This window comes from Flavivirga eckloniae (assembly GCF_002886045.1).
GTDB lineage: Bacteria > Bacteroidota > Bacteroidia > Flavobacteriales > Flavobacteriaceae > Flavivirga > Flavivirga eckloniae.
This window is the reverse complement of record NZ_CP025791.1, coordinates 4541892-4563396: the sequence shown is the minus strand read 5'-3', so window position 1 is coordinate 4563396 and position 21505 is coordinate 4541892. Positions and strand designations below refer to the sequence as shown.

The window sequence follows — 21505 nt, the reverse complement described above, 5'->3', positions numbered from 1 at the left end:
AGATTTCTATATTATTTCACTATTATTTAAATGTTTTAATTTTTATATCCTAAAAAAGGATGAGAGCGTTTTCAAAACTGAAATAAATGCAGTTTAACATATTAAAACAATTATGGTGATTAGCTACATTATTAAATAGAAGCGTACTGAATGTTATAAAAACATTCAGTACACTTTCCAGATTTAAACGCAACTTACTTCAGTAATTATTAATTAATCCACTTTTAATATTATTAATAGCCGTCATTTTGAGTTAACTTGGTATTGGTGTCCCTTTCTCGCTGTGGAATTGGAAAATATACATTATCAGATCTTACAGCAGAACCCGGTTTGGCCTCGTTAACTTTTTCGGTAAACATATTAAATCGTTTTAAATCGAACCAACGATGTCCTTCCCAAACAAACTCTTTAAAACGCTCTAACAAAATAGCTTCTTTAAATTGGTTATAAGACAACGTCATTTCAAGATCTGGCAACGTATTTTCAATGGTACCAGCATTATTTCTGGCACGTTCTCTTACCTGATTAATAGAGTTTAATGCAGCTGCAGTTGGTCCAGTATTTATTTCATTTAATGCTTCTGCATGCATTAATAAAATATCTGAATAACGTATTAACTGTAAATCGTTAATTGTATTTGGAGTTCCCGAAGGTTCTGCATCTCTGTCCCAATACTTATGAATATGTGGTCCACTTAACACAACGTTCTCGCCGTTAATAACATCTTCGGTTACAAAAGTGACACTCTTTCTTCTGTCCAAATCATCAAATACTTCATAAACCCTAGTTGTTGGTACTTCTAAATCTGCTCCTCCGGCACCAGGAATGGCTCTATACTCTTGCGCCATGGTTCTAAAGTTTAAGTGCGACCCTTCCCAAATTAATTCCAGAGATGTACCCTTATCGAAATTAATAGAGAATACAGACTCCTTACCATTATTATTAGCTATTAGAAAAGCTTCTTTATAATCTGCCCATAGTCCAAAAGGTCCAGCCATTACCTCTTCTGTTTTATTGGCCGCTGTTTGCCAATTTCCAAGTGTTAGGGCTACCTTAGCCAAATATGCTTTTGCAGACCATAGTGTTGGTCTCCCTTTATCTTTTCCTGTAAATTCTTCGGGTAAATTGTTTTCGGCAAAAGTAAGATCCTCTATAATTTGCTCATAAACCTTATCCGATGGTGTTCTGGCTAAATAAGATTCTGCATTAAAGCTAGTAGTAGCATGTAACTGCAATGGTACATGGTTATACATTCTAACCAGTTCAAAATAAAACAGCCCTCTTAAAAAACGTGCTTCCCCTATCAATCTGCTTTTTAAATTGGTATCCATATCAATATTAGGAATATTGTCTATGGCCAAATTAGCTGCATTTATTGATGTGTAAAAATCGCTCCATATATTGGCTACCACAGCATTTGTTGGTCCTAGGGAATAATTTGCCAACTGCATATAATTCGCATCATAGCTAAGTGGTCCGGGTATACCTTCATCGGACATTAACGCTACTGCGGTCCAATAATTATTAAAGTACACACCTTCCCAATTTCTATTAAAAGCACCTCCTCCTAAGGTTTCATAAATTCCATTTACTGCTAACCTGGCATCTGTTTCTGTTTTATAAAATGTGCCTTCTGTAATAAAATTTGGATCTTCTTCTAAAAAGTCCTCACAACTCCAAAATGCTAAAAGCATGAGTGGCGCTAAAAACAGTATATATTTGTTATATAATTTCATTTTAAATTAATTTAGCATTAAAAGTTAAAGTTTAATCCAAACAGTAACGTTTGTGTAGATGGGTAGCTACCAAAATCGCCACCGGCACTTAGGTTATTATCTTGCCCTCCTACACTTACTTCTGGATCTACACCACTGTAATCACTTAAAGTAAACAGGTTTTTACCTGTAACATAAAATCGCATTCTGTTAATTCCAGTTTTGGTCATATACGATGCTGGTACAGAATAGCCCAACGTAATAGATTTTAATCTTAAGTAAGATCCATCCTCAACAAAGTGATCTGAAAATCTGGCAACACGCTGTCCGGTAGCTGCTCTTGTAAATGTATTGGAAGGATTATTTGGTGTCCATCTATTACTAAACGCTTCTAAAGTAACATTCGAACGCCCGTCTAGAGCTTCTATATTGTATCTATTAAAGTTAACAATCTCATTACCATATACGCCTTGTATAAATAAATTCAAATCGAATGCTTTATATCTAAACGTATTACTGATTCCAAAACTATATTCCGGATTTGGATTCCCTATAAAAGTTCTGTCGTCTGCATTGATTACGCCATCACCATTTAAGTCCTTGTACTTGCGCTCTCCCGGCACTAAGGTTTCTGTAAGGAAATGAGGAATGCTACTAATATTATCATCTAATTGTGCTATCCCGTCAGATACATATCCGAAGAAAGCTCCAATTTCACCACCTTCAACTAAACGCTGCCAACCATCTATAACGTTAACGCCTGCTCCTGTTGAAATTTGATCTAACCCAGCCAGGTTTGTAATCTCATTTTCGTTGTATGATACGGCTACATTTGCCGACCATTCGAACTGTTCTCCTGTAAATATTTTACCATCTAATGATGCTTCAATACCTCTGTTTTCTACATTACCGGCATTTATGGTTGCAATACTATAACCTGTTTGTAAAGGGGTTGGTAAATTCAATAATAAATCTTCCGTCTTTTTATTATACACATCTATCGTTATACCTAATTTACTATCGAAGAAACTCATATCTAAACCAGCATTATATTGCTGAGACACTTCCCACTTAAGATCTGCATTAGCTGCAGAAGAAGGGATAAACCCTGGTGCTGGCTCACCTCCAAAATAATGAATGGATTTTCTATATCTTGATAATGACGAGTATGCTCCTAACGCTGAGTTACCAACTTCTCCATAACCCAATCTTAATTTAAGATGTGAAAATACACTTGAGTCTTCCATAAATCCTTCATCAGAGATATTCCACGCTAAAGCTGCCGAAGGGAAAAATTCATATTTGTTATTTTCTCCAAACCCGGAAAAACCATCGTATCTTCCTGTTAACGTAATGATATATTTACCAGCGTAAGTATAGCTAGCACGACCAAAATAGGATAGTAATGCAGATTTTGTTAATCCAGAACCTATAGTTGGCTGTTCTCCCAAACCAATATTGTCGGTTCCGAAATTCTCTACTGGAAAGCCTAACGCAATCCCGCTCAAATTATCTACTTCGAATTGCTGCGCAGAGAAACCAACAAAACTGTTTAAATTGTGTTTGTTGTTAAATGTGTTTGTATATCTTAGTGTTGATTCATTAACCCAGTTAGAACTTAGCTGCTTAGCTCTTAAAGCATTGGCTTGTCTAGATGGAGAAAAATCAAGTTGAACAGTTCTAAACACACTCTCGTCGTTAAACAATAAGTCTACACCTAGAGAAGATTTAAAATGCAGATTCTTTCTTAGTTCCCATTTAAGCACTAAGTTATTCATTAATCGCGTATTCTTTCCTTTACTTTCGTTTAAAGCGATTTCGGCCAACGGATTCACTAAGGCAGTACCGCCTACAAAGTTTGAGTTTTCAATCGTATTAACAAACGATCCGTTATTATCAACCATATAATTAGCTTTTGTGTAATCTCCATTTTCTGTAACTACAGGAAGTAACGGGCTAAAATCGTATGTTCTAGAAACAAAACTTCCTCTACCTAAACCTGTGCTTCCCTCTGTATTTACTGTATTGAAATTTATTCTACTAATATTAGCTGTATTTTCAAGACTTACATTTTCGCTTAGTTTAAAATCTAGATTAGCTCTAAAACTCATACGATTAAAATCTGTTCCTTGTACAACACCTTCCTGCCCCAAGTAAGAACCACTAAGAGCATATTTTACATTCTCGTTACCGCCTCTTGCAGAGAAATTGTAATTTTGAATAATAGCTTCTCTAAATAATTCGTCTTGCCAATCTGTTCCTTCACCAAATGCTGTAGGGTCTGTATACAGTCTTGGCATGCCTGCATTATAGTTTGCTTCGTTTATATAATGTGCAAATTGTGCTCCGTTTAAAAGCTTAAGTTTTTTATTAACCGTTTGTACACCTAAATACGAATCGAAGTCTACTTTTACTTCTCCATTATGCCCTCTTTTTGTTTTAATTATAATAACACCACTCGCTCCTCTGGATCCATAAATCGCAGTTGCCGAGGCATCTTTTAAAACATCGATCGACTTAATATCTGCCGGGTTAATGTTAGACATCGCGTTAATTGGTGGTCCATCTGCTATACCAGAAGATTGCATGGAATTACTACTTTCAACAATAACACCATCGATAACATATAAGGGTTCATTTCCTGCAAGAATTGAACTTGTACCCCTAATTCTAATTGAAGAGGCACCACCAGGTTGTCCGGATGTTTGGGTTAAAACCACCCCAGAAACACGTCCTTGTACAAACTCATCAACCGATGTTACTCGTACCGCATCTAAATCCTTTGATTTAAGTGATCCTATCGATCCTGTTAAATCTTTTCTTGAAGAGCTTCCGTAACCAATAAGTACAACTTCATCTAACTTGGTTATATCTTCTTGAAGCACAATATTAATTTCAGATTTAGTAACAACTACCTCCTGAGTTTTAAAGCCTTGATAGCTAAATATAAGTGTAGTTTCTGATTCTTGTAGACGAATCTCGTAACTTCCATCAAAATTTGTTGACACCCCGTAAGGTGTGTATTTTATTGATACGTTAGCAAATGCTAGTGGAAAATTAGTCGATCCGGAAGTTACTATTCCTTTTACCGTTCTACTTTGGGAATAAGCCGTAAGATTTCCAAATACGATAAATATTAGTATTAAAAGGCTTAATATTTTTAATTTCATATGTATTCTTTAATTAATTACAGTTTTCTTCCAGTATAAAGTCTTCGGTTGTATTTGGATCCTGAACAACGATGTTTCCTGCTTCATTTTTAAAGGAGTAGCTAATCTCAGAAATACTAGAACCTTTAGGCACATTAAAAAGCCCTCTAGGCCAAATGGTAATATCCCATAAATTACCTCCTAAACTATTCATCTTAACAGCGTCGCTTTTATCACAAATATCTACGGTATTACCTTCTACCTTTGCAGAAATACATAAATACACCTGATCTGTTCCAACTAATGCACCGCCCCCTTTTGCTGCATCAAAATTGATCTTAACGATATCTTCAAAAGAAAATGATTCTGGTTGGTAGGTTACCGGATTAGGAATCTCCCCGCATAAATCTTTTCTAGGATTCGTACCTCCGGTTACTTCCATACAATCTGTAAACTTTGCTGCATGTTTTGTATCTCTAATTCCATAACCTGTATTAGCAGCTACGTATCCTAATTGTGTAACTAGGTTTTCTGGGCCAACTTTTACTTTTAATTGAACCTGACCTGTTATTTCAACACCATTTATACTATTTAAGGTAACGTCTGATTTGTATACAACCCATTTAACTTCTCCATAATTTTCTCCTATACCAATAATTTCGGTCATTTCATTTACCCAATTATTAGGTCCAGGATTGGTATCGGCTAATGGGGCTTTTTCATCTGCTGGTGCTAAACTCATAGTACCATTTCCAACACTAGATATATAAGTAACTACTGCAGTTCCTTCAACATCCCAGGATTTTGGTGCTAGAAACCCAAACATCAAATAATGAGTATCGTCGGCGATAGGATTTAATTTTAAATCGACCGTTATATCGATTTCCTCACCAACTGTCGCCGATGTTGGTTGTGTAATATCCACAATAGTTATACACATCGTGAACAATAGAAACGTAGAGAACAATAGCCCTCTCACCAGGAGAGAGCTTTTAATTCCTTTTAAAAGTTTTTTCATTGTAATTTTTTTATCTTTTTGAATGGGGCTTAGATTTGTAAACCGGATATTCTAATTTTTAATAAGGGTTTTCGTAGTAGCTCCTTTATCGGAGTAAACTTTTACTACATAAACTCCTTTAGAAATATAATCGGTGGGAATATTTTTAAAACCTGAATGTATATCCCCTACCTTTTTTCCTAGCATAGAATAAATCTCGACTTTTTGTAAACGATCTTGAGAATCAATACGTAAAGTATGATTAAAAGGGTTTGGAAGGATACTTGCCTGATCGAAAGCTTCATTATCAACACTTAGAGATGCACATAAATCGTGAATAGGGTTTGTTCCTCCAGTTACTTCCATACAATTTGTGAATGAAACTGCATGATAACCATTAGAAACTTTAACACCATAATTTGAATTAGCAACGGCATACCCAAGTTGAGTTTTAAGGTTTTCCGGACCAACCGTAACCTGTAATTGTATCTCACCTGTTATTTCAACACCATTTGCTCCTACTAGTTCAACATCAGATTTAAATACGATCCATTTAACATCTCCCGAATTGGCACCAATTCCAAGTTCTGATGCCATTTCATTCGCCCAGGTAAGATTGGTGGAAGAATTAGGAGCAATTTCATCAACAGGGGCTAAACTCATTGTTCCATTCCCCACAGTAGAGGTATAAGTAACCGTTGCCGTGTTCTCGACATCCCAAGATATCGGGGCTAAAAATCCAAAAATTAAATACTCATCATCATCTGCTTCTGGCAACATTTTCAGATCCAAAGTAATATTAATTACCTCTCCTGTAGTTGCAGTTGTTGGTTGTGTAACTCCTTCGATAGTTATACATTTTACGAATAGTAACAATGTAAAGCACAATAAGATCACACTTACTGTCTTTTTTCTGATTGGTTTAAATAGTTTTTTCATGTTTGTTTAGGTTAAGTTTTTTTTATAGACTTTACTTTTTCTTAAATGAATACACATATATGTTATCTGAGCAGCCTAAGGTTACCCTCAATTTGAAGTCTTTGCCTTTTGAAACTAAAGGAAGCTCTGCTAACTCCATGGTAATGTCCTCACTACCAGAAAAATTTAGCTTTGTTGGGTAGACCAAATCATCGAATGAAAACGCTCCATCTGTCATAGAAAATGGAAAAGGGATATTGGATGTTCCTGTTTTAGTAAATGTGGACGGGGTATCTCCACTGTTTTTGAATGTTAAACCTAACGATTGAAAATCGAATTGGTTAGTAATATCAATATTGTTTTGAGTTACAGAAGCAACTTGCCAGTTACCGCTTATATCAACTGTATTTTCGATTAATCCAGATGGATTAATATTATCATCGTCTTCGCAGCCAATAAAAAAAAGCGCTAACACGCATATAGTAAAAATATTTTTCATCATAATTTGTAAATGTTTAAATGTTCATACATAGAATTGGGTGTTAATTGGGGTTATTTTTATCTTTAATGTTTACATTATATTATCTTCTTAATTCTACAGAGTATTTAAAGTTTTCGGCCTTGTAATAACCAATATTATATTCTAGAGCAGATTTACCTCTGTCTAAAACCAAACGATCTCTTTTAAGTATAGGATCGCCTACTTTAATATTGAGTTTATCCGCCAAAGCTTTGTTGGCAACTATTGCCGAAATCTCTTCTTTTGAAACTTCTGCATAATAGCCACACTCTTCTTCAATAATACTATAAAGCGGTCTGGAATAATCGTAGTCTTTCTTAAGTTGCACTTTAGGATGAAAATAAGAAATAAAATATACTTTGGCTTCTTTTTTTACGCCTCTTACTCTAGACAGCTTATACACCTTAGTACCTTCTTCTACACCTAGCTTTAGACTAACCAATTTATTTGATTTTATTAACTTTAATTCGAAAACATAACTAATTATAGTCTTGCCTTTTTCAAGCATTTCTTTGCTAAAACTTGACCAGCTATCTAAATTAGTGGTAACCATATCCTTATTTACCCGGGTTCCTATACCCTTTTTCCGAATTATTAGATTTTTTTCAGACAACCTATTACTAGCCTGTCTCACTGTACTTCTTGATACTCCCAAATTTTTGGCAAGCTCTACTTCTTTAGGAAGTAACTTTCCATTTGCATAATCCGGTAGCTTTATAATACTCATCAATAGCTCTTCCACCTGAATATGTAATGGGATTACACTTCCATGATCTACTTTTTTCAACAATTTATCGATAACACTATGTTCGTACATATAAACAAATATAATAAAAGAAATGAATAACTTAACAAATATATAATTGTTTTTGCAAAAATTCAACTAATAAATGGGCAATAAAGGTCTTTTATTAACATATGATAACCAACCCCTTTAATTCACTGGGCTTAAGCTAGTTCAATATTTTTTTCATAGGCACCCATAAAAACTTCGGACGGTAATAATCTACGTTTTCATGTATTGTTGGTACCAAAAAACTATTGGTACAATATGAAACTAACAACCTATCATTTTCAATAAATTGAGGATGCGCCATTGCGTTATACGTAAATAATTTATCTTTCTTAGATGTTTCTTGTTCGGTTGTATGATACAAAAATGTTTTGTTCTTCCATGGCCCAGTTGGTAAATCTGAAACATACGAGTAGATGTTACCTGAAGTAAGATCCCTTTCCTGCATTATTAAAATATACTTATTGCTATACTTAAACACTGTAAACTGCTCGGGCACTTGCTTGTCAATTCCTTTTAACTGCTCTGATTCCTCTGGGGTTTTAACCCAATCTTTGCCATTAAAAAACTCGTAACCCGTTAATGTATTCGTAGCTTCATCAACAACACCCCGCGCTACATGTAATGTAGCCCCGTCATCAACCTGTTTGCTACCATATATATAGGTATAATCCTGTTCATTAATTATGGAATGACCATAGTGAACACCATTTTTTAAGGCATACGGAAAATCTTCCTGAGAAATGATACTGAAAGTCTCCTTATCTAATTTTAAATAGTCAACCCCAGTATATTTAAATCCCCAGGTATCATTAGAAATATGCTTAAACCTCGACATAAAAATATGAAGCTCGCCATTAAATTCGAAACCATGTCCAGGCCAATAGTACTCTTTAGTTCCCTTGTTATTTTTAGGCAACAACATGGTTTCTGGATCATTTAAAGTTCCCTTAAATATTGAAGTAGACCTGTTGTTCTTTTTATCTACAACAATAAACGTATTGTTAATCATTTTACTTTTCGGATCCCTTTTTCCATCTACAACTGGTTTTAAAAAGGAATCTCCCATCATAAATACAGATGTTCCATTTGTTAGCAGAAACGAAATGGCTCCGTCTGCTCCTGTTACGCCCAAACTATCTACAACGACTAGTTTGTTGAATACCTGGGCTTTTGTAACCTCAATCTCCTTTTCAACTTCTGAATGATCTACTAGCTTAACCTCTTCCTTCTTTTCAACACAAGAAAAAAGGCATATTCCGACCAGCGAAATACATACTCTCATAATACTTACTAAATAATACTGGCCGGAATAGCTCATAATCAAACTTGTAAACTAACACTAAATTGTATGTACAATAATTTTTGGTGCAAATATAGTTTATTTGTTTATATGTCCATACATAATAATTCATATTTTAATACCTTTGTAAAGAATTAACAATTTCTTAAAAATAACCTATAAAAAAGAGGCTTAATTTTTGATACCTCCCCCCAAAACCCAATATTTCATGAAAAAACTTATGTTTTGCTTCGGCATAATTACTCTTTTGCAAAGCATTTCTGCTCAAGAACGCCCAGTAGATTTCGTTGATCCTATGGTTGGCACCCACGACTCGCGTTGGAATATGTTTCCCGGACCTACCCGCCCATTCGGAATGGTTAAACTTAGTCCAGATAATCAAGAATTAGGCTGGAAAGCAGGTTACGAATACACTATTGAAAATATATCGGGTTTTAGCCATATCCATTCATGGACCATGGCAGGTCTTAGGACCATGCCAACTACGGGAGCTTTAAAAATTCAGGAAGGCACCGAAAAAGATCCAGACAGAGGGTATCGTTCGAGATTTTCCCATAAAAATGAAAAAGCAGAAGCGGGTTATTACTCGGTTATATTAGATGACTATAATGTAAAGGCAGAACTTACTACAACAACCAGAACAGGATTTCAACGTTACACCTTTCCAGAATCAAAAGAGGCGAGAATTTTGGTTGACCTTTTAATTCCTTCCGAATATGGTTACGAAATTTTTTATACCCAAATAACTAAAGTAAGTGATTATGAAATTGAAGGGGTTAGTTACCAACAAAGCCTCAGGAAAGCACAGTTTAACGATTATACACTTAATTTCGTTATGCGTTTTAACAAGCCCTTTAAAAGTTTTAATGGCTGGGTAAAAGAAGATATTATTAGAAACGCAACAAACATTTCTTCTGGTTTTGGTCATAAAGATGTTGGTGCTTTTGTAGAGTTTGATACTAAAGAAGGTGAACAAATCATGGTACAAACGGGTATCTCTTTGGTGAGTATTCCCCAAGCACGATTAAATTTGGAAACCGAGCTGGATGCCTTCAATTGGGACTTTGATGCCGTTAAAAATGATTCGCAAACGGCATGGAACAACTTACTCAATAAAATTACTGTTGAAGATCCCAGAACAGATCTAAAAAAGAAGTTTTATACCAATATGTATAGAGCTTATGCGGGTAGAAGTACCTGGAGTGATGTTAATGGGACATACATGGACATGAACGAAAAAGTACAGCAATTGAAGGATGCTTCTAAACCTTTATATGCCAGTGATGCTTTTTGGGGAACGTATTGGAATTTAAACCAATTATGGTCTTTAGCAACTCCTAATATTGCCAATAACTGGGTAAACAGTATTCTGGAAATATACGATAAAGGAGGTTGGTTACCTAAAGGGGCCACTGGTATTGAGTATTCTGGTATCATGGTTGCATCAGATCAAATTGCCCTGATTACAAATGCATACCATAAGGGTATAAAGGATTATGATGTTGAAAAGGCATACGAAGCTATAGTTAAGCTACAAAAAGAACCTGGACATTTGCATAAAAGTGGTGGCTATGTGGGTAACAGAAACCTTAAAACCTATATTGAAAAGGGCTATGTACCTGATGAGGAAGGCCCTGCTTCCAATACATTGGCTTATGCTTATAATGATTACACTGTAGGGCAGTTTTCCAAAGCACTGGGAAAAGAAAAGGATTATAAGGAGTTTACTAAACGAGCTTATAATTATAGACATGTTTTCGATAAAACCATTGGGTTTACCAGAAGAAAACGCGCAGATGGTAGTTGGGTGCCTAACTTTAAGCCATTTGGCGATGTTGCCTGGTTAGGGTCTGGTTTTGTTGAGGGTAATGCTTGGCAATACACCTATTTTGTACCGCACGATATTAATGGATTAATTAACCTCATGGGTAAAGAAACATTTAATAACCGTTTGCAAGAGGGGTTTGAAACCTCAGCCAAACACAATTTCAACTCAGAGCATTTAGGCAGTAATTCCCTCGATGGTATGGGCGTTTTGCCTATTAACCATGGTAACCAACCCAATATGCAAGCCGCTTATTTGTTTAATTATTCTGGCAAACCTTGGCTTACCCAAAAATGGGTGAATGAAATTAGAAACAAATATTATGGTAACGATCCTATTGGAGGCTGGAAAGGCGATGAAGACCAAGGGCAAATGGGTGCCTGGTACGTTATGAGTGCTATGGGACTATTCCAAATGGATGGGGGCACTTCAATAAACCCGATATATGAAATTGGAAGCCCGCAGTTTAAAAAAATAACCTTAAAACTAGATCCTAAATATTATCCGGGTGGCACTTTTGTTATTGAAGCCAAAAATGTATCGTCCGATAACATCTATATTCAATCTGCTAAACTAAATGGCAAACCATTAAATAAACCTTGGTTCTATCATAGCGATCTTATAAATGGCGGCAAACTTATTTTAAAAATGGGATCGAAGCCCAATAAAAAATGGGGCGCTAAACCCGAAAATTCTCCACCTTCGTTGAGTACCCTAATTTCTAAAGAAGAACAGGATATCATTTTAGCTTACGATAGATTGGGCGAAGAACTGGCAGAATGGAACAAAGCTATTAAAGCGTATTATTATCATAAAAAAGAACACTTTGAGTCCCTTCCTGATACTGAAAATGAAATCATTTTTCTAGGGAACAGCATCACCGATGGCGCCGAATGGTCCGAGCTTTTTCAAAACCCCAATATTAAAAATCGTGGTATTGGTGGCGACGATACCGATGGGGTGTTAGGTCGATTGGAAGAAGTAACCTCTTCCAATCCAAAACAACTGTTTATCATGATTGGTACTAATGACCTAGCTTATGGTAAAACGGTCGATTACATTAATAATAATTATGTAACCATTCTGGATACCGTAAAAAAGCAATCGCCTAATACAGAAATCTTTATTCAAAGTATTCTCCCTGTAGATGATAACGTTCATAGCACAAGACCCAATAAGAGCATTAGAGACATCAACCGCTTTTTAAAACAGCTATGTGCAGAAAGAAACATAAACTACATAGATTTAAACCCCGTTTTTGCAGACGAACACGGAAAACTCAATACATCTTATAGCATAGATGGTTTACATTTAAATGGAAAAGGGTACTTGGTATGGAAAAAAGAAATTGAAAAGTTCTTGAAGTAAAGCTTTAGCTCATAACCCAATGTTTAAGGATGCGTATCTTGTCTTGGTTGTAGAACTTGGAAGAAACTTTAGTTTTTCCAAGTTCCCTATAATCAAAAGAAAAGCCGGAAGAAAAATTCTTCCGACTAATCCGTCGGGAACTACACCGACAACCACTATCAATCAACCTCGGTTTGGCACTACTAATGAATAAAAGGATTAAATTTAAATCCTACTACAAAAGTGAGGATTAGCTCAACTCGTAATTTTGAATATGTCTTCCAGACATCTCAAAATTGAGTTTCACTACAAATCAAAAACTATACGCCAAACCTACCTGAATTGCTTTATTACTTACCTTTCCTGGTGCTTTTGAAATATCACGTACACCATAGTAATATTGAGCAAAAACATTTAATTTTTCTACAAGCTCTATTTCTAACCCTGCAACGCCTCCAAAATCCAGTTTATTAAAATTCTTTTTGGAAACACCTCTTCCTTTAGCCGAAACTAGATAGGATATTTGAGGCCCTATGCCTATTTTTAAAAGATCAAACAATTGATATTTAAGTTTAACGGGTACGAAACTCGCATAATTAAGTTTTGTTTTTTGATTATTATTTTTCGCTTTTCCGCCAAAAGCATTATACAATAGTTCAGATTGTAAACTAACACGATCGGACACTTGACATTGCACAAACAATCCAGCAGATATACCTGCTTTATACTTGGAAGAAACGTTTCTAAACCCAGATAAATTCGCCCCGCCTTTTATTCCGAATTCAAAATCGGAACTTCCTCCACTTTGGGCGTTCGACATCCATAATATGGATAGAATAAAAAATGTAAACAATTTTGCTTTCTTTGTCATTTTAATACTTGTTTTAATGTTACTATTTAATTTGTTTATTTAAAATTGATTCCCAGTTCCAATGCCCAACCAATCTCGGATGTATACACTTTCGATCTTTGAAGCTTTTGGAAGAATTCGACTCCTAGTACAATCCCCAATTTGGGCCAGGGTACTATCTTGAGTCCTTGTTTAAGGCCGCCATTTATATAAAAGCGTGAGTTTTTAGAGTCATTTATTTTAGTTATGGTTTCCATACCTGGAGATACACCTACTCCCAACCCCAGATAAACACCGGGATACATAACCAGATACCCATCAAAACCAAAACCTAGCGAAAAAATATCGGCTTTCTTATATCCTAAACCTTCTAAGATGCCCGCTTTAATCTTATTGTGTTCGTAAGACAAAGTAAATGGTATGATAAAGTCATCATCAACATCCTCAAAACCAGTATATTTTATAGACCAGTTTTCATGATGTTTACTAAACATCTTTTTGTAGGTCAACCAATTTGCCCAATTATTAGAGCCATTATCTTTATCATCCACATCATAGTTATTCTTTTCCCACAGTACATCTTCCTCCTGGCTTACCATCGAAAAACATAACAAACAGAATATGGGCAGCAAATACTTCAGCTTTTTAACCATCTTCCATTTTTTTATAGATAAAAACAACCTTTTTAATCTCTGGTATGTCTAAACGTACCTCAAGACTATTAGCTGTGAGCTTAAGAATTTCTATTGGTAAAGGCTCCTTATCGTCCTCGTTTTTATACAGGTAAACAATTCCTTTTGAAGCATCTAAATACCACATACCGGATTCCTTTTCTCCTTCGAAAACCGAGACAAAAGACATGTTAGCATGAAGTAAAAGCTTGTCCCCTTTCTCTTTTTTTGAAATTGGATAACTTTTGGAGTCTATTCTGTAACTATTTAATTTCCAGTATTTAGCAAGATGTTCTTTTTGCATATTCTGGGAACTTGCCACATGTGTCATTCCCAAAACAAGAAAAAGCACATAAAAAATGAGTTGTAAAAATATTTTAACCATATGTATTATTTTTGAGCAAAATTATACGGTTATTCACGTCACTTGTTATCCATTTTGGACAACGTGTTTAATTTTACAATTGTCCTAAATGGATAAATAGACTCGCGAATTATGGCTTTAATTTGTTCTAAAAAACCTTAATTATGGAAAACGCTACACGTTTAGACAGATATAAAAGATTGCTGAGTATGTTGGATGATAAATTCAAAGAAGAAATAACCGTACAGGATATAGAAAACACGGCTTTTTATTCGTACAGAAATATTAACAGGATTTTTTTATCCCTGCATCAGGAAACCATAGGACAGTACCAAAAGCGGTTACGTCTGGAAAAGGCTGCAGAGTATTTAAAATTCTCTAACCAATCTATAGCAGATATAGCCTACGATGTTGGTTATAGTGAGATTTCTTCCTTTAGCAAGGCGTTTAAAAAACACTTTCGTTGTTCTCCTTCTATTTTTAGAAACTCTTATGATTATAGACAAAACCTGACCAAAAAAATTGTGCTTGACGAAGAATTCGACGAGGACTATAAACCAGAATATACGGTAGAGGAATTGCCCGATCTTAAAATTATGTACCTTACATATTATGGCGACTACGATAACATTAAAGCCATTAAGGATATCTGGGAGCAACTTGTTATTTACGCTCTTAAAAAGAAAGTGCTTCATGATAAAACGCCTTTTATAGGTGAAATTCTGGATGATGAAGAAATAACGGATGTTTTAAAATGTAGATATAATGCGGCTGTGGTACTAGATGATGACAAGGATGTTGATGAGGAAGGCTTGTTTAGAACCAAGATTATAAAAAAGCAAAAGTATGCTAAGTTTATTCACAAAGGTAGTCATGAATCTTGCGACGAAACCTATGCTAAAATATATACCTACTGGCTTACTGAAATGCCTATGGAATTAGCCGATAAGCCAACTTTGGAGTTTTATATTAATGACGAAAGTAACACACCCGAAGAGGAATTACTAACTGAGATTTATATTCCTGTAGAATAATCATTTGTGCTATTTTAATTTTATAGCTTATACATAAAAACAGAGACTGCCTCAAAAGATGTTAAATTTACTTTTGGAGCAGCCTCTTAAGTAGAGTGTGTCGCTTCTACAATGTTATGTTATTATAATGCTTTCTTTAATTCTTCAATGGTTTTTGCCATTGCCACGCCCGGTAATTTAATAGGAGCTGCTACTTGAGCTAAAAATGTACCCTTAACTTCTCCTTTTTTATACGTTGTAAATCCGATACGGTAAAGACCAACAGTTAAGGCTTTAAGTGGATCTCCTACCTGGCTTTTATATCTTAACAACGAGTTATAGCTGCTTCCACTTGGTTGTTTAGGCATTTCGCTACTATCGTCGTTATATTCCAGTTTAGTCCATTTAGCGCTTTTCGCAGCCTCAGCACTTATTTTGTCTTTACTTATAATGTCCGATCGCTCTAAAGTAATGTAGGTATCAAAATACTCGCTAGATTTTGCATTTGCTTCGTAAGCTTTTGCCATTGTTGCATTCTTTATTTTGGTTTTCCCTACAGGAGACATCATTCTAACACCTAATTCTGGTGCCACAGCTGGTATCCAAACATAGATGTAGTAAAACTTTTTACCTTCTCTTGTTTCGTCTTCATTACCAGGAGCTGCATACCCAAGGTATGATACAACATCTGTGTAAGGAACTTTAATGGTTTTGGGGCCCATTTTTTTCTCGGTAGAACTACCAAACTTTTTTAATTTTTGAGCTTGCGCACCAAAATGACTTCCGAATGCGATAACTGTAAATAGGATTAAGATTTTTGTTTTCATCGTTGATTTGTTAAATAATTATTGATTTTTTATGACACACTTCGTTATAAACTTTTAAAAAAAATGTTTATTGCAAATAATATGTTTTTTATTTGTTAAACACAAGACAAAGGTGCAGTATTGAAGCTCGAAGAAAAACCCCCTTTGTAGTGAAAGTGACTACCCTGAAAACAGGGTATATTAAAAAGCTACAACATCTCACTCATAAACCATAATAAATCAGGAAATTACATTTAACGTCTCTCTAATCGTTAAAACCTAATAATACAGATATTACTAAAATCGAAATAACTAATGGTACAAATAAAAAATCTGTAATTGCCTTAAAGAAATTTTTCTCTTGTCGATTTTTTAGGGCATCAATATTTAACAATAAACTTGTAACTACAATTGCAATAACAAGTATATAATCCGAATCACTCATGTTTGTGTATATAAAAACCTATTCTAACTGTAAGAAAATACAAAATATATAAAATTGTATTAATTAGCAAGTTTCTACTTACCTATTAGAAACATTCCTAATCTGCTATGGTTTTATTAAACCAGTATAATTGTATATTCTATCAAGTAAAAAGCAAATGTAGAATTTGCTTTTAGTTGTTGTTTTAATACAGATCCAGCACCATTTTAAACCCTTAGATTAATTTAAAAAGAATAAATAATCTATATCGATTACAGACAGTTCATTAAATGGTTTCTTGGTTTTTAACATCACTAAATCCTTTAACGCTTCTAATTCTTGTTTGTTAAGTATGATCGTAAGATTATGCTGTATGGTTTGAATTGGAATTTTACGGCCCATGGCGGTACGCTCGTATTTCGTCTCCCAATAGTCGACATCTATAGCTTCTAGAAACATTTGAAACGAACTGAATTCTTGTTCATCAAACTCAATACATATATTATTAAATGTAAGACGATATATCTGGCAGTCTTCACAAAAGGAAAGTTGACCGCTATAATTTTTTGCTATGGTATTTTGGCAACACATGTATTTCTTTTTTAGTAGCAGTCCATTTTAAGCTGACCTCTTTTTTCAAAATCGTTTAAAGGGGACTTTAGTTTTCCCAAGGTTATACGATCTAATGTTTTTAAAACATCTTTTTGCATGGCAATAGAACCACAGATCATAATAACTCCATCATTTTTTAAAACCCGACATACCAAATCGTACCTTTCTGTAATGGCGTTTTGCACATACTTTTTTTGGTTTTTTTCTTTTGAAAAACTTAAATAAAGCCCTGAAAGCTTATTGTTATAAAACGCCTCGTCTACTAAACTGGAATACATTTGAAACGATGCTTGTGTTCGTGCTCCCCAAAACAAGTATTTCTTAGCTTTTTCGAAGTTTTTGTCGTTAAGCATTCCTAAAAATGGCCCTATACCAGTTCCGTTAGCAATCATAATAACTTCTTTTGCCGAGGCAGGAAATTGAAAGCCTTTATTTTGTTTAATATCTGCTAATATGCTATCGTTTTTTTTAAGCTGACTAAAATAGGTTGAACATAAGCCAAACTCATGCTTTTTTACGCCTAGTAGTATGTTTCCATTTATTTTACCTATGGAATACAGGCGCTCTACCGAATCGTTATTCGGATATATGCTAAGCAAGTCCCCCGAAGTAAATTTCAATTTTTGTTCAGGTGCCAATTCCAATAAAAATGTGTCATCGGTATTTATTACAGATCGGTTTACAACCTTAAACTGTTTCAATTTTTTATGAGTTAACTTTTTTTGTGGTTCTTCAATATTCAAAGCTAATCCTTTACTCACACCCCAGGATTTTGCCCAATCTTTAAATGCATCAAAAGATTGGTTATTTATTTTATGAAGTGATAAATTAGGTACAAACTGCTTATGTAATTGCAACATAGCATCTACTATAATGGCATACTTACAAAACCCTTTATATGCCAAAGAACCGAAGCCAACTACTGAATATTGAAGCGTATTTTGCTGGCGAATTTCACCAATGAGGTTTTCAAAATTCTTAGCATTTGTTGGGGCTTCTCCATCACCATAGGTAGCAGTAAGTACTATTAGGTGCTTTGCTTTTTTATAGGTTGAATAACTATTAAGTTCTGATATAAAAGGATACTTTCCCAACGCAATCAACGCCTGATATAACGTATTTGCAAAATTGAAAGTACTACCGGTCTCAGATCCTACTAAAATGACAAACTCTGCATTGTCTTTAGTATACTTATTCTGTATAGTAACACTTTTGTTTTTACGATTTAAAGCCATCGTAAATCCTGAATACATAAAAAATAAAATGGCAATGCAGGTTAATAATAACATAATAGCCCAAAATGTATTTCCTTGCCCCGTATGCAATAACAAACTCCAGCTTGATGCCTGAGCCGTTATACCATACCCTTGTTCACTCACGATTTCTCCAGAGTATTGATTAACGAATATCTCACTATCCTTGAGCTTTATAAAGAAGTAATCTTCGGCATCATCTGAAAAAGGAAAATCTACACGCGATATCTCTTTTAAAGTGAGTGATTTAAAAAGCGTAAAATCTGCACGTAACTGTTTCGGGTTTTCTATACTGGATGCTTCTTTTATGGTATGCGAAACCTTGTTAGATGGTAATAAAGAAAACTTTTCTAAACTAAGGTATACGCCAGTTAAAGTAACAATTATAATAGGAATTAAAGCATATCTTCCTAAAGCGACATGGTAATATTGATTAAAACCTTCCTTTACAATTTTAGAAAAGAAACGCTTGTATCCACCTTGTCTCTTACTAATTAAAATCGTACCGGTAAGCGCTATTAAAAACAATAAAAACGATACAATGCCAATAATAACACGCCCGATAGATTTTAAAAACAGGGATCTATGTAAATTGGTTGTAAACTTAAAAAGTGGTGTCTTTTCAATAATGTCCCCTATTTTTTTGGCGGTAAAAGGATCGATATAGAATGTTTCATTTTTTCCTGCTTTGGTTAAAACCGAAGCCGCTATAAAATCATTTTCATCAATTTCTATACTAATTATTTCATCGTATTCAGACTTTAAGTTCTCTATGGTTGTAAAAAGCGAAAGCCCGTCAGCATCTTTAATGGCATAGGGTTTTAGCTGATTTGAAATCGGTTCGAACGCTAAAATAAGACCCGTTAAAGTGGCTAACAAGATAAAAACAGAGGACAATATAGCCAGTGTTAAGTGACTATATCTCCATATAGAAATGGTCATGGACATGTATTGATTATTGGGGCATCATACGTACGTAACGTATAAAGCCATTACCATCTACTTTACTTTTTACAGATGCCGTTGTTAATTCAAATTCAACATCATCTTTATAATATTCTTGATCTTCTACAGCAGATTCGAAACGTATTTTGTACCCTGCATCAATTTTATCATCATCAATTTGAATTACACTTATGGTACGTCCGCCACCGCTAATGGTTGCCCCGGTTATAGCATCAATATCTGTTCTCACTTTTCCTTGAAACTTCCACCATTCTGTGATATCGAAATACCATTCATCATCATCACCTTGTACGTATAACGTCTTTTCGTATTTCCCTTTCGGGTTTAATAACGAAATGGCTATATAAGCACCCTCCCCTTCATAATTGGTCATTTGTATCATACATTTATAAGCGGTTGTATTTACAAGCTTATTCCCAAACCCGAACAAAGCGAATAGAGTCAGAATAAACATAGGAGCCGTTTTAAAAACTGTTGTATTTTTCATGACTTATTTTAAAAAATTAATATCGATATTGTTTTGTTTAAGTAATTCATTTTCTTTGGCCAAATCGTAAACAGATTCATCAAAATCGCTTTTAATAGCCTTATCTGCTTTAACTGAGAGCAGGTATTTTAATACGTCTACATTTTTAGCCTTCATAGCTGCCAAATGCAATGGCGTAAGACCATCCTTGTTTTTAGCATTTATATCAATACCTAACGTATTTACATATTGTAACAATTCTAAATCGCCATTGTAAATAGCTAAATGATATAAGGTATTACCATTTTTTTGGGTTGATTTTATATTAAACCCAGTGCTAATTAATAGTTTTACTTTTTTATCAAACACTTCCTTTTTACGGGAACTAAAGGTTTTAAATAAGTAAAAAGCCAAGTTGTTTCCTTTGGCATCAATAACATGGACATCTGCTCCTTTTTTTATTAAAAAACTAATAATTGAAGGGCTGTTATTTATAGCTTTTATTAGAGCAGACTGTCCATTTTTATTAACCTTGTTAAGGTCTTTTGTTTTTAAAGCCAATGCGGTTATTATTTCTAAAGTATTATCGCCACAGGCATTAATTAATGCCGTATTGCCATCTTTATCAAACTGATTTACATCTACACCCTTTTTTAAAAAATAGTTTAACGTTTTTAAATCTTTATTGCCATAAGCCAAATGGTGCAGAGGTGTGGTACCATCGTTATTTGTAATATTGGGGTTAATTCCTAAACCTTCTAAATATTTTAAAAAACCCAACGAATTATAACCGCTTCTGGAACCTTGAGTTGCCATTAGTATAGCGTTGCCTCCATTATTGTTTGGTTTATTATGAAAAAGCCCTTTCTCAATTAATTTTTCGAGCATGATTTTATTTCCGGCTCTTGCCGTATAATTAAACACGCCGTTACCTTGATTGTCTTTACTATCTATACGTAAGCCTTTCTTTGTAAAGTAATCGACCATCTCAAAATTCTTAAGATGCGGTATAATTAATAATAGTGCATTTGCTCCGTGTTCCTCCTTATCTGTTTTTACATCTATTCCGTTTTTAATACATAAATCGTATATCGCTGTATCTGTTATCCCTACTACCGCAGCAAAGGTTAACACAGAAAACCCATGAGAATCCTTTAAGTCCATTCGAGCGTTTTTAGATATTAAATATTCCATTAATTCAAGATTCCCTTTATATGCTGCCCAAAACACATAGGTGCGCTTATCATGAGTGAGCTTGTTAGCTCCATTTCCCTTTTTAGAGAGTAAATGTTTAATGGTTTTGTTGGGTGTTTTTTCTAAAATCGCATATACAACAGCATCAAACCCATAAGGGTTTAATGCTGCGATATCGTTACCTTCTTTTATTTTTTGTTCTATAACTTCTATCGTCGGATTGTTTTTCCAGAAGTCTCTTTTCCAAAAAATGTTTTCTTGAGCTTGTAGTGTACTTACAAGTAACAGAAAGACTATGGGTAATTTTAAAACTTTCATA

At 34.5% G+C, this 21505-nt stretch carries 17 protein-coding genes; 2 read left to right on the top strand and 15 right to left on the bottom strand.

Annotated features, from left to right (window positions below; genetic code table 11):
- Positions 1–233: 233 nt before the first annotated feature.
- The 7 genes from C1H87_RS18765 to C1H87_RS18735 form a co-directional block, all read right to left on the bottom strand.
- Positions 234–1736, bottom strand: a complete 1503-nt coding sequence (locus C1H87_RS18765) for a RagB/SusD family nutrient uptake outer membrane protein (RefSeq protein ID WP_102757289.1) — start codon at positions 1734–1736, stop codon at positions 234–236.
- 17 nt (positions 1737–1753) lie between these two features.
- Positions 1754–4885 carry a SusC/RagA family TonB-linked outer membrane protein gene (locus C1H87_RS18760; protein ID WP_102757288.1) on the bottom strand — a complete coding sequence of 1044 codons (3132 nt, stop codon included), beginning with the start codon at positions 4883–4885 and terminating at the stop codon, positions 1754–1756.
- Between the two features lie 13 nt (positions 4886–4898).
- A complete protein-coding gene (locus C1H87_RS18755; RefSeq protein ID WP_102757287.1) occupies positions 4899–5882 on the bottom strand; it encodes a DUF4961 domain-containing protein in 984 nt (327 codons plus the stop codon).
- Positions 5883–5933: 51 nt separating this feature from the next.
- Positions 5934–6800, bottom strand: a complete 867-nt coding sequence (locus C1H87_RS18750) for a DUF4961 domain-containing protein (protein ID WP_102757286.1) — start codon at positions 6798–6800, stop codon at positions 5934–5936.
- A gap of 31 nt (positions 6801–6831) precedes the next feature.
- Positions 6832–7281, bottom strand: a complete 450-nt coding sequence (locus C1H87_RS18745) for a DUF5004 domain-containing protein (RefSeq protein ID WP_102757285.1) — start codon at positions 7279–7281, stop codon at positions 6832–6834.
- A 79-nt stretch (positions 7282–7360) separates the two neighbouring features.
- Positions 7361–8116, bottom strand: a complete 756-nt coding sequence (locus C1H87_RS18740; protein WP_102757284.1) for a GntR family transcriptional regulator — start codon at positions 8114–8116, stop codon at positions 7361–7363.
- Between the two features lie 136 nt (positions 8117–8252).
- The gene (locus C1H87_RS18735) at positions 8253–9413 is read right to left on the bottom strand and encodes a DUF4185 domain-containing protein (RefSeq protein ID WP_102757283.1); all 1161 of its coding nucleotides are present in this window, start codon (positions 9411–9413) and stop codon (positions 8253–8255) included.
- A 190-nt stretch (positions 9414–9603) separates the two neighbouring features.
- Between C1H87_RS18735 and C1H87_RS18730 the strand changes: the two genes are divergently transcribed.
- Positions 9604–12588 carry a GH92 family glycosyl hydrolase gene (locus C1H87_RS18730; protein WP_102757282.1) on the top strand — a complete coding sequence of 995 codons (2985 nt, stop codon included), beginning with the start codon at positions 9604–9606 and terminating at the stop codon, positions 12586–12588.
- Positions 12589–12880: 292 nt separating this feature from the next.
- On the opposite strand, the gene C1H87_RS18725 is transcribed toward C1H87_RS18730, so the two are convergent.
- Genes C1H87_RS18725 through C1H87_RS18715 form a run of 3 tightly spaced genes read right to left on the bottom strand, consistent with a single transcriptional unit; the run spans position 12881 to position 14473 of the window.
- Complete coding sequence (locus C1H87_RS18725) at positions 12881–13438, bottom strand: porin family protein (RefSeq protein WP_102757281.1); 558 nt, start codon at positions 13436–13438, stop codon at positions 12881–12883.
- Positions 13439–13473: 35 nt separating this feature from the next.
- Positions 13474–14070 carry a hypothetical protein gene (locus C1H87_RS18720; protein ID WP_158655276.1) on the bottom strand — a complete coding sequence of 199 codons (597 nt, stop codon included), beginning with the start codon at positions 14068–14070 and terminating at the stop codon, positions 13474–13476.
- A complete protein-coding gene (locus C1H87_RS18715; protein WP_102757279.1) occupies positions 14063–14473 on the bottom strand; it encodes a hypothetical protein in 411 nt (136 codons plus the stop codon). Before C1H87_RS18715 ends, C1H87_RS18720 begins: the two co-directional genes overlap by 8 nt.
- A 143-nt stretch (positions 14474–14616) precedes the next feature.
- Here C1H87_RS18715 and C1H87_RS18710 point away from each other — a divergent pair, with 143 nt between their 5' ends.
- On the top strand, positions 14617–15486 hold the full coding sequence (locus C1H87_RS18710) for an AraC family transcriptional regulator (protein WP_102757278.1): 870 nt from the start codon (positions 14617–14619) through the stop codon (positions 15484–15486).
- A 122-nt stretch (positions 15487–15608) separates the two neighbouring features.
- Here C1H87_RS18710 and C1H87_RS18705 read toward each other — a convergent pair whose 3' ends face one another.
- The 5 genes from C1H87_RS18705 to C1H87_RS18680 form a co-directional block, all read right to left on the bottom strand.
- Complete coding sequence (locus C1H87_RS18705; protein WP_102757277.1) at positions 15609–16292, bottom strand: Lipl32 family lipoprotein; 684 nt, start codon at positions 16290–16292, stop codon at positions 15609–15611.
- Positions 16293–16935: 643 nt separating this feature from the next.
- On the bottom strand, positions 16936–17286 hold the full coding sequence (locus tag C1H87_RS18695; protein WP_102757275.1) for a DUF6686 family protein: 351 nt from the start codon (positions 17284–17286) through the stop codon (positions 16936–16938).
- Between the two features lie 11 nt (positions 17287–17297).
- Positions 17298–19502 (bottom strand): PepSY domain-containing protein, encoded by a 2205-nt coding sequence (locus C1H87_RS18690; protein WP_102758327.1) that lies wholly within the window; start codon positions 19500–19502, stop codon positions 17298–17300.
- A 13-nt stretch (positions 19503–19515) separates the two neighbouring features.
- A complete protein-coding gene (locus C1H87_RS18685) occupies positions 19516–20013 on the bottom strand; it encodes a DUF2271 domain-containing protein (protein WP_102757274.1) in 498 nt (165 codons plus the stop codon).
- Positions 20014–20016: 3 nt separating this feature from the next.
- Positions 20017–21504, bottom strand: coding sequence for an ankyrin repeat domain-containing protein (locus C1H87_RS18680; RefSeq protein WP_102757273.1), 1488 nt, complete (start codon positions 21502–21504; stop codon positions 20017–20019).
- Position 21505 lies beyond the last annotated feature (1 nt).